The sequence below is a fragment of the Bradyrhizobium sp. USDA 326 genome (assembly GCF_049739485.1).
In the GTDB taxonomy this organism is placed as follows: Bacteria; Pseudomonadota; Alphaproteobacteria; order Rhizobiales; family Xanthobacteraceae; genus Bradyrhizobium.
In genome coordinates this window covers 265,941-278,948 of sequence record NZ_JBMGQA010000001.1, presented here as the reverse complement: position 1 = coordinate 278,948, position 13,008 = coordinate 265,941, and the positions used below count along the sequence as shown (strand labels likewise).

At 62.2% G+C, this 13,008-nt stretch carries 13 protein-coding genes and 1 pseudogene; 7 read left to right on the top strand and 7 right to left on the bottom strand.

The features are described from left to right. Positions 1–210: 210 nt before the first annotated feature. Positions 211–1,185 (top strand): quinone oxidoreductase family protein, encoded by a 975-nt coding sequence (locus tag ABIG06_RS01260; RefSeq protein WP_370140744.1) that lies wholly within the window; start codon positions 211–213, stop codon positions 1,183–1,185. A 40-nt stretch (positions 1,186–1,225) separates the two neighbouring features. Here the strand turns inward: ABIG06_RS01260 and ABIG06_RS01255 are convergent, their stop codons facing one another. Both ABIG06_RS01255 and ABIG06_RS01250 read right to left on the bottom strand, forming a co-directional pair. Then, a complete protein-coding gene (locus tag ABIG06_RS01255; protein WP_124161773.1) occupies positions 1,226–1,501 on the bottom strand; it encodes a hypothetical protein in 276 nt (91 codons plus the stop codon). Positions 1,502–1,615: 114 nt separating this feature from the next. Further along, positions 1,616–2,225 (bottom strand): annotated as a pseudogene (locus tag ABIG06_RS01250) (S24 family peptidase). Between the two features lie 165 nt (positions 2,226–2,390). Here ABIG06_RS01250 and ABIG06_RS01245 point away from each other — a divergent pair. Both ABIG06_RS01245 and ABIG06_RS01240 read left to right on the top strand, forming a co-directional pair. Further along, complete coding sequence (locus tag ABIG06_RS01245; protein ID WP_124161772.1) at positions 2,391–2,924, top strand: GcrA family cell cycle regulator; 534 nt, start codon at positions 2,391–2,393, stop codon at positions 2,922–2,924. Positions 2,925–2,970: 46 nt separating this feature from the next. Further along, the gene (locus tag ABIG06_RS01240) at positions 2,971–3,540 is read left to right on the top strand and encodes a hypothetical protein (protein WP_370140743.1); all 570 of its coding nucleotides are present in this window, start codon (positions 2,971–2,973) and stop codon (positions 3,538–3,540) included. Positions 3,541–3,583: 43 nt separating this feature from the next. On the opposite strand, the gene ABIG06_RS01235 is transcribed toward ABIG06_RS01240, so the two are convergent. Beyond that, positions 3,584–3,940, bottom strand: coding sequence for a hypothetical protein (locus ABIG06_RS01235; protein WP_370140742.1), 357 nt, complete (start codon positions 3,938–3,940; stop codon positions 3,584–3,586). 619 nt (positions 3,941–4,559) lie between these two features. Between ABIG06_RS01235 and ABIG06_RS01230 the strand changes: the two genes are divergently transcribed. Further along, on the top strand, positions 4,560–4,745 hold the full coding sequence (locus ABIG06_RS01230) for a hypothetical protein (protein ID WP_370140991.1): 186 nt from the start codon (positions 4,560–4,562) through the stop codon (positions 4,743–4,745). A gap of 143 nt (positions 4,746–4,888) precedes the next feature. Next, complete coding sequence (locus ABIG06_RS01225; protein WP_124161769.1) at positions 4,889–5,230, top strand: phasin; 342 nt, start codon at positions 4,889–4,891, stop codon at positions 5,228–5,230. Between the two features lie 190 nt (positions 5,231–5,420). Here the strand turns inward: ABIG06_RS01225 and ABIG06_RS01220 are convergent, their stop codons facing one another. The 4 genes from ABIG06_RS01220 to ABIG06_RS01205 all read right to left on the bottom strand — a co-directional run bounded on the left by ABIG06_RS01220 (position 5,421) and on the right by ABIG06_RS01205 (position 8,809). Next, positions 5,421–5,738, bottom strand: coding sequence for a c-type cytochrome (locus tag ABIG06_RS01220; RefSeq protein WP_370140990.1), 318 nt, complete (start codon positions 5,736–5,738; stop codon positions 5,421–5,423). Between the two features lie 37 nt (positions 5,739–5,775). Beyond that, the gene (locus tag ABIG06_RS01215) at positions 5,776–5,952 is read right to left on the bottom strand and encodes a hypothetical protein (protein WP_370140741.1); all 177 of its coding nucleotides are present in this window, start codon (positions 5,950–5,952) and stop codon (positions 5,776–5,778) included. 76 nt (positions 5,953–6,028) lie between these two features. Then, the gene (locus ABIG06_RS01210) at positions 6,029–6,859 is read right to left on the bottom strand and encodes an alpha/beta fold hydrolase (protein WP_370140740.1); all 831 of its coding nucleotides are present in this window, start codon (positions 6,857–6,859) and stop codon (positions 6,029–6,031) included. Positions 6,860–7,012: 153 nt separating this feature from the next. After that, a complete protein-coding gene (locus tag ABIG06_RS01205; RefSeq protein WP_370140739.1) occupies positions 7,013–8,809 on the bottom strand; it encodes a ShlB/FhaC/HecB family hemolysin secretion/activation protein in 1,797 nt (598 codons plus the stop codon). A gap of 131 nt (positions 8,810–8,940) precedes the next feature. Here ABIG06_RS01205 and ABIG06_RS01200 point away from each other — a divergent pair, with 131 nt between their 5' ends. Together ABIG06_RS01200 and ABIG06_RS01195 are read left to right on the top strand one after the other, a co-directional pair. Further along, complete coding sequence (locus ABIG06_RS01200; RefSeq protein ID WP_370140737.1) at positions 8,941–10,191, top strand: FecR domain-containing protein; 1,251 nt, start codon at positions 8,941–8,943, stop codon at positions 10,189–10,191. A gap of 59 nt (positions 10,192–10,250) precedes the next feature. Then, positions 10,251–12,992, top strand: coding sequence for an EAL domain-containing protein (locus ABIG06_RS01195; RefSeq protein ID WP_370140736.1), 2,742 nt, complete (start codon positions 10,251–10,253; stop codon positions 12,990–12,992). The last annotated feature ends 16 nt before the right edge of the window (positions 12,993–13,008 follow it).

Genomic DNA, 13,008 nt, shown 5'->3' with positions numbered 1-13,008 from the left:
CAGGCGACCACCAACCCCCGCGCGGAAGCTAACTGCCGGTTACCCCCGAGCCCTCATCAACTCTTTCGAACAGAGGCGGAACGGTGCGCGTTTGTGGTTCGCTGTGACATTCCTGTTACGGATATGTACTGTAGCGGGCGGACCAGATGCCTATTTCGTAGGCCGGTTGGGTTCACTGGATTTCACTGCAACGATAAGGGAGCAACGCCGATGACGCATGCCATTCGCTTTCACAAGACCGGCGGTCCGGAAGTCCTGGTCTGGGAGGAGGTCAGTGTCGGCGAGCCTGGACCGGGCGAAGCGCGCATCCGCCACACAGCTGTCGGGCTTAATTTCGTCGACATCTACAACCGTTCGGGTCTCTATCCGGCGCAATTGCCGAGCGGGCTTGGCAGCGAGGCGGCCGGTGTCGTCGAGGAGGTCGGGCCCGGTGTCACCGATCTGAAGCCGGGCGATCGCGTCGCCTATGGCGCCTCGCCGCTCGGGGCCTATTCGGAGGCGCGGCTGATCCCCGCCGACCGGCTGTTGAAATTGCCCAACGGCGTCGACGACAAGACCGCGGCGGCGATGATGCTCAAAGGGCTCACCACACAATATCTGATCAGGCAGACCTATCGGGTGAAGGCCGGCGATACAATCCTGCTTCACGCTGCGGCCGGCGGCGTCGGCCTGATCTTGAGCCAGTGGGCCAAGCATCTCGGCGCGACCGTGATCGGCACGGTCAGCAACGATGAGAAGGCGAAGCTTGCCAAGGCGCATGGCTGCGACCATGTGATCATCTATACACGGGAAGATTTCGTGAAGCGGGTTGACGAAATCACCGGCGGCAAGAAGGTGCCGGTGGTTTACGACTCCGTCGGCAAGGACACGTTCCTCAAATCGCTAGATTGCCTCGCCCCGCTCGGTGTCGCGGCTTTGTTCGGCCAGTCTTCGGGTGCTGTTGAGCCGCTCAATCTCGGCCTGCTGGCCCAGAAGGGGTCACTCTACGTCACGCGTCCGACGCTGTTCACCTACGCCGCCAAGCGCGAAAATCTGGTCGCGATGGCGAGCGAACTGTTCGACGTCGTCAAGTCCGGCGCGGTCAAGATCGAGGTGCACCAGACCTATCCGCTGAAGGACGCCGCCAGGGCGCATACCGATCTTGCTGCGCGCAAGACCACTGGATCGACCGTTCTTCTGGTCTAGCTCCAATGCTCGGACGGACCGTGACGCAAGCTACTCGGCGTCACGTCCGCTCGTGCTTGCGCAGATCGCGGGTGTGATCAACGCGGATTGCTTGGAGGTCGATATCCTCGGGTGGAATCTGGGGCAGGGCGGCCTCGGTCAGGATGGCCTCGGTCACGTCCTCGACCATATTCTCGGCGATCTCGTGTATGAACGAGATGTTCCGGTATTCGCCCGAGGCGATGCGGGAGATGACCTCGCGCCTCGTGATTTCGGGGTCGACGACCGCCTCACGGCCCCGCCGCCCATAATCGATCATCACGACGAAGTATTGCATGAAAACGATCCTGCCGCGCCCCCTGTGGTCGCGAACGCGGCAGAGTATTTCCGAAAAACAAAATTTTGTCAACCGCAATTTCTGAAAATAAGAAGCTGCTGGCTGTGCGGTCTCTTATTTGCCTTTCTTGCGAGGCCGCGCCGATTTCGCACGCAGCCGCTCCAGTTGCCCCTTCGGCATGGACAGACAGATCTCTCCCACCCAGTCGAGCTTGACGCCGACGATCGGCTTGGCATTGAAACTCGTGAGATTGACGACGGAGGGGGATTTTCCCCGCTCGATGGTCTTCAGGTAGCGCTCACCAGTCTTGAGGCGGACCACCGCCTCCTCACCGTAGAAGCTCGACAGCGGATGGCGCTGGTCCTTGTAGACCACGATCACGTCGCCGCTCTCGTATTTGGGCAGCATCGAATCGCCCACGATCTCGAATGCAACCGTCTCTTCCCATGATCGGGAAGGGCAACGTGATGTCGCCGAGACCTTCCGGGGGAACCTGTTCGTAGTCCGGCTCGATCACCGCGCCGGCTCCGACGCGCCCCATGATCGGCGCGAGATTGAGCTCGAGATATTCCATGATCGGAATGATTTCCGATGCCTTTACCAGACGCTCGCCGCCGAGGATCTCAGAGACCGCGCCGGGGCGCACGCCCATGGCTGCCGCCAGGCCGCCCTTGCTCTTGCCCGTCTTCTCCAGGCCCCGTTCGATCATTGCAACGTCCAGCATGGTGATTCCCTCGATTGTGCACCGTCTCGCCTCTTGTAATCCGAAATTCGGAATTGATGCAATTATGAATATCAGAATTATCGCTTGACACTCGCTTCGGAATAACGGAATGTACGTTCCGCCTGCCGGTCGCGTGATCGGAGGGGCGCATCACAGGACAGCATCATGGAACCGGGCCATTGGCCGTCGGAGCACTCCGACGCGCTTCGCGACTATTTTCTCAAGGGCATGTCTTATGCGGAGATCGGAAGACAGATTAACGCAAGGTTTGGAACGGCTTACACGCGCAGCGCGATTGTCGGCCGCGCCAGGCGGCTCGGGCTCGTCGTGCCGGAATGGATGACGAGCCCGTCGATCGCGCCATCTTTGCCAGGCGAGGCCTGTCTCATTTCACCGCGCCGGTCGGCGTTGCCGAACCTGAGCCTGCCGCCGAAGTCGGCAATGAAGCCTGCGGCGCGGGTCAAGTTGCGCTGCGTCGGCGTCCAGCCGCGCCTAATCCAACTGGTCGAACTCGAGCCGGCCGACTGCCGCTATCCCTATGGTGGCGACAAGGACGGGGAGGAAATCACCTTCTGCGGCCACCCCTGCCAGCCGGGCTCCAGCTATTGCGCGCCACATGCCCGGCTGACGCGCCGCCCCGAGGCGGCGTCCGCCCGTGCCGCAGGCCCCGTCATGCTGAGGCTGGTCTCGGTCGCTTAAAGCGACAGCCGTCCGTTCAATCGTCAGTCTTGCAAGGAGTATCCGAGTGGCTCGTGCCCGACGTAACAAGGCCTACAAATTGGCGCAGATCTACGACCGGCGGTCGCGGGAGGTGCCGTTCAATGCCGAGGTGGCGGAGGTGGAGGTCGACAATCCGCTCGCGCTCGATTCAGGCGAGAAGATCCTGGCCATCCGCTCAATCCGAAACGATCCGCTCGGCCGGTTGCACGCACACCACCAGATCGACGAGGCGCAATATCGCGGCGGGCGCGCCTTCCAGCACGATTGGGAGCAGGCGGAGCGGGGGCCCCAGGCGGTCGATACAACACGCGAATATGTCGATGGTACCGGCACACGCGAGCCGGTCACGGAGAGCCAGCGACAGGCGGTGCTGCGCCTGAACCGGGTCGAGCGCGAGCTCGGCACCGACGGCGCCGCCCTGGTGCACGACGTGCTGGTGCTGGGTCTTACGATGGATCAGATCGGGCAGCGTCGGGCTGTCCGTACGCAGCGCTGGAACGATTATTTCGGGCGGCGCTTTCGCGAATGCCTGGATCGGCTGGCGCTGGTCTACGGGTTTGCGACCGAGGCCGAGTGTGCGTACCGGCGCAGATGACTGCGCACGCCTGCGGCACCGGCCCCAGGCGTGCCGGCTGCCGCTACGGATGAGGTACAATTCGATAAGGCGTCGTGTAGGGCTCGACGCGGAGCGAGGCGTTGGCCAAAAGCCCGATCTTGGCGGTCGGCGCCTGCTGCAATTCGCCGTTCGGGCCACGATGCACGTTGTATTGCCAGACAGTGAGGTCGCCCTTCTGTGCCAGCGCGTGTGCAACGGCGCTCGCATCATTGCCGCCGAGCGCCTGAAGCTCCTCCGCAGACAATCCGACGACGATTTCGTCCTTGATGGTGACGATCTTGAACAGGTTCATCCTGGTCTCCTGCGCCCATGCGCCTTGTATCGAGAGGGTGAGAAGCGCGATCGCGGCGCCTTTGATGAGATCGCAGCGAGAAAGCATGCCGTTATCCTTTGGTCCTGACGCGCGCCTAGATCGAAGAGTTAGCAGCCATGGCGCCCGTATCTGCGTGGCCGTGCCGCAACGGCTTGGTCGCTCGCTCGCGGACAGCGGTTCACGGCGGAGTCATATCCGGACGGATGGTTCCGGGTGCGAACACCCGCGCGAAGATCAGGACCGGCTGCAAGATCGACCTTTCACCTGGCGATACAACCACCGAAGTCGGGCTCAACAATTACGTGTGCATGCTGAAGCATCGCCAACCCGCGCGCGATGTGCATTCACGCCGGAAACAAGGCGAAACGGTTGCGCGGATTGACAACGATCACGGCTGTATGCGTGATTGATGCAACTTCTTGACGCAGGTGGGTGACGGCGGTCGATATTCCTGTTATCCGGAATCGCCGTGGTGCGATGCAGACAAAGCGTCGCTTCGCCGCCGGCTGGGCTTGCCGGATGGGTTGTTCTTTGGCATGGTTGCACCAAACGGTTGAGACTGTTGTTCGGATGCAGTTCAGTGTGTGAACCCGGCGGCCCCGGCCGAGGTTCGTCGCGATAGATTCTGTTGCGGCGTTCGGTTCTTGAGCAGATCCTGAAGGCCGGTGCGTGTCATAGGTGCGAGATGAAAAACTTCGATTTCGCGGCTGAGCTTCATCTCAAGCTCGGTGTGCCTGCAAGCAGCACCGTCGAAAGTCTGCGCCTGCTCCGCGCATTCCTGAAGCTCGCGCCTCGACAGCGTTTCGAAGTGATCAAGCTGGTCGAAGATCTCGCCGCCGAAGAAGCTCTTCCCGATCACCCCTTGTCCTAAGGTCCGGCCACGCGCCGGCCTATGCCGTCTCGTTCCTTTTTCTGCCAGAGCCCGGCCCGCCGGCGTCGTTCCACCAAGGCTGGCCGCTGGAAGGCGGTCCGGTAAGTGTGGTATCCAGTTGAGAAAAAGGGAGGAGTGCGACCATGATTGAACCGAAACTCGAAGTTCCCGCCGAACTGCGCGACCTGGCGGAGAAGACGATTGATCAGGCGGAAAAGGCATTCGGCATGTTTTTTGACGCCGCTACCAAATCGATGTCGTCCGTTCCGGGCGCGGGGACGGAGGTGTCGAAGCAGGCGCTGGCTTTCACTGAGCAGAACATGAAGTCGGCGTTCGAGCATGCCCGCAAGCTGGTGCATGCTACCGACATCCAGGAAGCGATGCGAATCCAGTCGGATTTCCTGCGCAGTCAGTTCACCAGCGCCGGGGATCACATGCGTCAGATGACCGGCAGTTTCATGCAACAAGGCAAGGACAAGTCCTGATTCTCGGCGTGTGTACAGGGTGCCCATAAATTGATCTTGTGTGGCGTGGACATCCGCGCTTCGATAACGGCGCAGGTCCATGATGGGCCACCGAATGAGCTCATTCGCCGTCCGTCATCTTTTCTGCTGATCCCTGCCGGCCTCCGGCAGGGATTTGCGTTTGCGGCAGGTCGTGATCGTCCGGCGACTGCTAACGCAGCGACGAGATATAGGCCGCAATATCGCCGGCTTCGCTCCGGCTCAAGGGAAAATTCGGCATCTTCGGGTGCGGATCGAGCAGGAAGAAGACGAGCCTTTCTGGACTGAAGTCCGGCCTGCGCGCAACGGATGCAAAGGAAGGGACGTCGGCGCTCGCCTGGGTCTGCCCGTTCGCCACAACATGGCAGCTCGCGCACCAGCGCTTGGCAAGATCGGCACCATGATCGGCGTCAGCGGCGAGGGCAGGCGACGTGCCAACGCCAGAGATTACGCCAAGCAGCAGGCAAATCCGTCTCACATGCCGGGGCATAGGGTAATCTTTCTGCGTTCGCACGCGGCCGCTGCGCTCATCCGCAGCATGATCCTGGAAATTGCGAGAGGTCAATGCGGGCGATGATCGACCGCAGCAGCTTGCGGGCCGAACGATAGAAACGCCGTATGAATGCCGGCATTCTTGCCGCGGGCAGGCCAAGGCTTTTCGTATCAAGGCTTTTGGTATCAAGACTTCCGGTATAGTGCGACACGTGTCTCTCCGAGGCCATATCGCTCTTCTATCGTGCCGCTCTGGAGCCGCCTTGATCTGCCGCAAAGCGTTCCTGGTTAGTAGTCGCCTGGGTTCATGATCATTGGGCTCTTCGTATCTGCCGGCGCAAGCGCGCTGCTGGCGCTGTCAAGCAGGAAGCGGTCGAGTGTCTCCTGGATCCTCTCCTTGACCGAGCTCGGACCGCGATCGCTCATCTCCGTGTGCTGCGCGCCGGTGTTGATGATATCGATGCCGCGCGCCTTGGCCTCTTCCGGCGTCGGCAGCACGCCGGGATCTGTCACGAAATGCGGGTCCTTCGAGCGGAACGACAGGATCTTCATGCGGTCGCTGAGTACGAAAGGCACTCTTAGATTGTCGAGCGTGATCACCTTCGACACGAGCTCCGGGTGCTGATGGGCGACATACATGGAGACATCGCCGCCGTTGGAGTGGCCGACGAGGGTGATATGGTCGTATTCGACGTTCTCCTGCCGCCTCTTCAATTCGCCCAGCACGAAGAGAATGTTGGCTTCGCAGCGGATGTAGACGTCACGCCGGCCGACATATGGCTGGCCGACATGGGTCATCAGCGGCGGATCGCTCGGCAAGTCCTGTTGGATGCTGGCGACCAGATAGCCTCGCGCGGCGAGGACGTTGGCAAGGAAGGAATATTCGGTGGCCTTGACGGTATTGCCGTTACTGATGATGGCGAGCGGGAGCTTCCATAGGCCGAGATTGGCCTTGTTCTCGTAGTCGCGCCGCACGGCAAGCTCGACCGAGATCGGCCGCTGGCGCGAGGCGTCGAATAGGGACAAGGTCTCATGGCGGATTGCGAACTGGCTGACGACGAAATACTGCCCGACACCAAGGACACAAAGCAAACCCAGAATTGCAAACACCTTCCTCATGGTTCTGTCTCAAATCACCTTTGACTGAACATGGTGATCGGGAACTCCCGGTCGAGTGATCGTGAGCAGGTTACCGGGTTAAATTTAGGCAAGTTTGTGAGCGAGGCCGCAAAACCGCCGCACGCCGGGTCGATCGACCGAAGGAGGGCGCCGCTAGAGACAGCGGGCCCTGCCGCGCTCGGGGCAGACCCGGAACGCGCTCGACAGTGTGAAGAGGAAGCGTGGGCTGCGGCGCTCGTTGTCCGGCGCCCTGTAGCTCAAGGGGACAGCCACGCCGAGATCCGCCTGGAGATCGTACGGCAAGAAGAACCGCACACCGGCCCCGGTCGATGTCAGCGACAGGCCGTCGCTCAGACGATAACCGTCGTTCCAGACTGCGCCGGCGTCGCCGAAGACGTAGAGCTGATAGCCGGTCCAATAGCGGAAGTTGAGCTTCTGATCGAAGCGCAGTTCGAGCGAGCCGGCAAGGGCGTTATCGCCGCTGATCTCGGCGGCGCCATAGCCCCGGCCGAAGGCCGCGCCGCCAAGATAAAACTGCTGCGAGGTGAACAATGGCCGTGATGCCGTCTGGCTCGCAGCTGAGAGCTTGAGCGACCAGGTGCTGTTGAGTGTCTGGTAGCGCGTGAACCAGAGGTTCAGCACCGAGAAATTCGATGAGGCGCCATTGCGCGATATCAGATCGTCGCCGAAATGCGATGCGCCAAAGACGTCGAGGCCTTGGCGGTAGTTCAGCGTCGCAAGATTGGTGCCGCCGAAGCGATCTTGGAGCCGGTAGTCGGCGGTCAGGCTCGCGGTTCTGATGTGGTCGTTGTACCAGGGGCCGTAAATGTCGTGCTCGGACACGTTGCTGAAGCTTCCAGCCACGGTGAGCGTCAGCCCCGAGGATTGCGACAGGAAGGGCACGGTGCTTGCCCGCACCTCGAAAGCTTCGGTCGTGGTAATGTCGCTGTCGAGACGGCGTGCGTCGCCGGGCCGGACTGCGCTGTACAGGACGGAAGCGCCGAGGCGCACACCGTCGACGCCGACGGGCGCGTCATAGGACAGGCGTGCGAACCCGAGTTCGCGGGGGTCGTTCGCAATGGTCGACAGGTTGACAGCTAGCGAGTCGCCGGGCGCGAGGTAGGAGTTGAATGCGCCGGTCGTGTAGGTTTGCCAGGGGCCGACCGACGACGATCCGAGATTATCGAGAGCGAATGAGGAGAAGATGTGCCAGGTCTTCAAATAGACGATCAGGCGGAAGCCGCCGGTCGTGCCGCCGATCTCCTCCAGCGCAGTGTCGGTGATCCGGACGCCCGGCCTGCCGTTGATCAGGAAGAGCTGGCGTTCGAGCGTTGCCAGCCGCGACGGTTGTTCGGCCAGAACCGGCCCGAGCATCGGCCTTACGCCGAACTGCTCGACGCCATCGCCTTTCAGCTCGGCCTGCACGATGGCGCCTTCGATAACCTGGATGCGGACCCGGCCGTCGACAATATCCTGCGGCGGCACGATGGCGCGGCTTAAGTGGAACCCAGCTTCGCGGTAGAGGTCGCTGATCGCGCCGGAGATCGCGGCGAGATCCGCCTGCGAGACCTTCTTGGCGAGATAGGGCTGATAGACCGCGGCGATGCGCTCGCGGGAGACAGCGTGAGCGCCGATGACGCTGATCCCGCGCAGCACGAACTGCAGCTTGGCATCACCACCGGTGCTTGGCCGGTCGACTGTGGGCAGCTTGATCGGAGGCCGGCTCTGCGATTCCCGTTCGGTTTGGTTTTCAAAGTATTTCTCGGGCTGACGGGGATCGAAGCCCGGCTGGTTCGCCTGCTGAGCGAGTGCCTGCGGAACTCCCGTAAAAATAGATGCCAACAACGCCAACGTGGTAAGGAGATGCCGCTTCCCGCTACGCGCAGCAAACCCGTCTCCGTAGTCTGACGGAGGGATTGCCATGTGGCGGTAAGGCTTCGTTAGGCGCATGATTTTTCTTAGGTTTTTATGGTCAATGATTGGTTAATGAGGCCGCACCACTGGCCTCTTCCTGCTAATCCTCTCTTGAGTGATTTCGGATACGCCTCAAGCTCCGGCTGTAACGCGGACTGAGGATCGTCATGTTTGGCAAAGTTGGAATGCGGTGCGCCTTCGTGGTGGCGCTGGCCCTGGCCCAGGCTCCCGGTGCATTCGCCGCGGATGACGACGTCTGGTCCGTCAGCAAGTCCTCTGGCGAGGTCTGGCTTGCAACGAGCGGTGCGCAGCCGGTGTCGCTGAGCCGGGAAGGGATGCTGAAGCCAGGCGATATCGTTCGCACCGGGCGCAACGGACGTGTCCTGCTTGTCCGCGGCGAGGAAACGATTCTGATCTCTCCCAATTCTGTGGTGGGCTTGCCGGCCGAGAAGAAGGAAGGGCTCGCGACCACTATCATCCAGCAGGCGGGTTCGATCCTGCTCGAGGTCGAGAAGCGTAACGTCAAGCATTTCGAGGTCGAGACGCCGTATCTCGCCGCCGTGGTCAAGGGAACGCAGTTCAGCGTTACGGTGGGTGCGGGCAGCACCAAGGTCGGCGTGCTCCGCGGCCAGGTCGAAGTCTCCGATTTCAAGACGGGCCAGATTGCCCAGCTCATGCCGGGGCAAGCGGCCACGGTCTTTGACCACGGCAAGCCCGGTCTCAGCCTCAGCGGTGCCGGGACGTTCAGTCCGATCGAGCACGGCAAGCCTCGCGCCCCGACGATTGAGCGTGTTCCCGTGCCGAAATCGGGCCTGTCGGCGCCGCGCAACGTGGCGAATGGCCAAGCAATCCATGCGCTCGGCCCTATCGACAAGGGGGCCAAGACGGCCGGCGAACCGAAGCCATCGCATCAGGCGGCTGGAGCGCATGCCTCCAAGGCCGGCATCGTGCGCATTTCGAACTCGCTCGGCGAAGTCAAGCTGAACGTCCATAAGGTCACGCGCGGCCTCGCCCACGGCGGCGCTGCGGCAGGACAGGTGCGCAACGCGAATGCCAGCACCGGCAGCCAGACGGTCTGGAACGATGGAAAGACCAACTCGGCAGCATCCAACAGCGCGGTAACCAGCGGTGCCGCAGCTGCCGCCAATGGCGCCTCCAGCGCAAACGCGGCGATCGCCGCAATGACAGCCGGTGCATCCAGCGATAGCTCGCGCGCCAACAACGGAAACCTCGGTGGCAACGGCAATTCCGGCAATGGCAGCGGCAACAACGGTAATGGCGGTAACAGTGGTAACAACGGTTACGGCAACGACAACAGCGCCGCCGCCGGCAATGGCATGGGCAACAACGGCAATGGGAATGGCGGCGGTAGCGGCAGCAGCGGCCATGGCAATGCCTACGGCCACAACAGACGCTGAGACGATTTGCCAGGGGATGACGGGGCGCACCTGCCGACGCGGGTGTGCAGGAGGGTGGAGTGAAAGCTTATCGGCCGCATATTCTCGTCGTGATCGCGCTTGCGGTCGTGCTGTCCACGGGATGGCACGGGGCGCTTCGCAACGCGCTCACCGATCTGCGGTTCAAATGGCAATCGCGTGAAGCCAGCGGCAATGTTCTCGTGGTGGCGATTGACGCCTTATCGATCGCGCAGATCGGAGTGTGGCCCTGGCCGCGCCAGTTGCACGCGGAGCTGTTGCGCAAGCTCGAGGCGGCGGGCGCGGGAGACATCGCGATGGATGTCGATTTCAGCACGCCCTCGGATCCGGTTTCGGACGAGGCTTTCCTCAAGGCACTTCGCGACGTCGGCGGTTCGACCATCCTGCCTTCCTTCAAGCAGCCGACGCCGAATGGTGGCGCGGGCCACATCAATCGGCCCCTGAAGCCGTTCAGCAACCACTCATGGCCTGCCGTGGTCAATGTCGCCGTCGAACCCGACGGACTCGTACGTCGCTATCCGGTCAGCGAGAAGCTTGGCGACGCCTTGATGCCTTCGATGGCGGTTGTGTTGGCGGGACAGGACGCCAATCGGCGGCCCCCCTTCCTGATAGATTTCGGTATTCGGGCGGCCTCCATTCCTGCTCTCTCCTATATTGACGTGCTGCGCGGCGATACCGCCGCTCTCGGCAAGCTCAAGGACAAGAAGATCGTCGTCGGTGCTACGGCGCTCGAGCTCGGTGACCGGTTCAGCGTTCCAAACGGCAAGATCATCTCAGGGCCGATCCTCCAAGCGCTGGCCGCTGAATCGATCCTGCAGAACCGGATGCTGCGCTGGACGTCCGATATCGGCATGATCCTGGGCCTGGGTGCAATCTGCCTGCTGATGATGTATTCGTGGCGCCGCTTCGCGCCGGAAATTCGCGTCGCAATCCTGATCGCGGCCGGTGCGGCTGCCGAACTGGTCGCGGCCCTCGTGCAGGCGAGATGGCCCCTCATTATCGACACATCGCTGTTCCACATCGCGATCGTCGCTTATCTGACCGCAATTGCGCTGGACGAAATCGATTTCCGTGGTCTGCTCGGGCGCATCGCCGAGAGCCGCTTTCATCGCATCGCGATGTCGCTCGGCGACGGGCTCGTCTGCACCGACGAGGATCACCGGATCACGGTTTGGAATCCCGGCGCGAGCGCGATCTTCGGCTACGTGCCGGCCGAGATCATCGGTCGCCCGTTCGAAACGCTGTGCGCTTTGCCGGTGGACGGCGGTGCAAGGCCGTCCATGCACGACGCCGCGCGCCAGGCGCTTTTGGTCCCCGGCGGGGCGGTCGTCGTCGAGTTCGAGGGCCGGCACAAGAACGGGGAAACCTTCCCGGTCGAGGCGAGCTTCTCGGGCTGGCAGGGAACGGACGGCTTTCAATACGGAGCGATCCTGCGCGATATTTCGGTCCGCAAACGTGAAGCTGAACGTATTCGCTACCTGGCAGAACACGACGCGCTGACGGGACTTGCCAACCGGAACATGCTGCATGTGGGCCTCACCGAGCTGATCGGTGCGGCGGAGCGGCGGTCTTCCGGCGTCGCGCTGCTCGTGCTCGGGCTCGACGGATTCCAAGAGGTCAACGACATGCTTGGACATTCCGCCGGCGACCTCGTGCTGCGCGCGGTCGCCGAGCGTCTCCTGCGCGAAATCGATGGTCAGGCGATCGTCGCACGGCTCAGCGGCGACGAATTCGCCATCGCGATCGATTGCGCGGAAGCCGGCGAGCCGATCGCAGCGTTTGCCGAGCGGATCGCGCATGCGTTTGAAACGCCGCTCGCAACGGGCACGCGCCAGCACCGAGTCGGGATCAGCGTCGGCGTTGCCGTCTTTCCGGAAGGCGGGCAAGAGGCTGACGATCTCCTGAGCAACGGCCATCTGGCGCTGAGCCGCGCGAAGGCGACGCGGCGCGGCAGCCATGTGATCTTCGAAAGTGCGATCAGGCAGGAGCTCGAGAACCGGCTGACGCTGGAGAGCGAGCTGGCGCTTGCCGCGGACCGCGGCGAGTTCGAACTATTCTACCAGCCGCAGGTTCGTCTGATCGACGGCAGTCTGGTCGGGGCGGAAGCGCTCATCCGCTGGCGACATTCGGTGCGCGGCTACGTCTCGCCCGGAGAGTTCATGCCGGTGGTCAATACTTCGGCCCTGTCCGAGCGGATCGCGAACTGGGTGATGGAGACCGCCTGCCGCCAGGCGCGAGCCTGGGAATTGTCCGGTAACAACGTGCGCGTCGCGATCAACCTCTCGCCCTCGCAGCTTCAATCCGGCGACCTCGCGCATTCCGTTGCAGCACTGCTCGAAGCGACGGGCCTGACGCCATCGCTTCTCGAAATGGAAGTCACCGAAGACATCCTGCTTCAGGATGAACGCCGCGTGCTCGCCATCTTCAAGCGAATTCAGGAGCTCGGCGTTCGTGTCCTGTTCGATGATTTCGGCACCGGCTATGCGAGCCTGAGCTATCTCAAGAAGTTTCCGCTCGACGGGCTCAAGATCGACCGGTCATTCGTATTCGGTCTCCTCACGAATTCCGATGACGCTGCAATCGTCGGCTCGACCATCGGACTCAGCAAGCAGCTCGGTCTCACGGTCGTGGCTGAAGGCATCGAGAACCGCGCAACTGCCGACTTCCTGGTCAGCATGGGATGCGAGGAAGGGCAGGGATATTTCTTCGGCCGTCCAATGCCTGCCGAAGCATTCGAAAAGCAGTTCCTGGCGGCTGAGCTCGACGCTGTCAGCGCTGCCTGAACAGGGCGGCTTCGCT

Excerpts from the sequence above, each read along its gene's own strand:
- ABIG06_RS01260 (WP_370140744.1), top strand. The coding sequence starts at position 211 with ATGACGCATGCCATTCGCTTTCACAAGACCGGCGGTCCGGAAGTCCTG.
- ABIG06_RS01255 (WP_124161773.1), bottom strand. The coding sequence starts at position 1,501 with ATGCAATACTTCGTCGTGATGATCGATTATGGGCGGCGGGGCCGTGAG.
- ABIG06_RS01245 (WP_124161772.1), top strand. The coding sequence starts at position 2,391 with ATGGAACCGGGCCATTGGCCGTCGGAGCACTCCGACGCGCTTCGCGAC.
- ABIG06_RS01235 (WP_370140742.1), bottom strand. The coding sequence starts at position 3,940 with ATGCTTTCTCGCTGCGATCTCATCAAAGGCGCCGCGATCGCGCTTCTC.
- ABIG06_RS01230 (WP_370140991.1), top strand. The coding sequence starts at position 4,560 with ATGAAAAACTTCGATTTCGCGGCTGAGCTTCATCTCAAGCTCGGTGTG.
- ABIG06_RS01225 (WP_124161769.1), top strand. The coding sequence starts at position 4,889 with ATGATTGAACCGAAACTCGAAGTTCCCGCCGAACTGCGCGACCTGGCG.
- ABIG06_RS01220 (WP_370140990.1), bottom strand. The coding sequence starts at position 5,738 with ATGCCCCGGCATGTGAGACGGATTTGCCTGCTGCTTGGCGTAATCTCT.
- ABIG06_RS01210 (WP_370140740.1), bottom strand. The coding sequence starts at position 6,859 with ATGAGGAAGGTGTTTGCAATTCTGGGTTTGCTTTGTGTCCTTGGTGTC.
- ABIG06_RS01205 (WP_370140739.1), bottom strand. The coding sequence starts at position 8,809 with ATGCGCCTAACGAAGCCTTACCGCCACATGGCAATCCCTCCGTCAGAC.
- ABIG06_RS01200 (WP_370140737.1), top strand. The coding sequence starts at position 8,941 with ATGTTTGGCAAAGTTGGAATGCGGTGCGCCTTCGTGGTGGCGCTGGCC.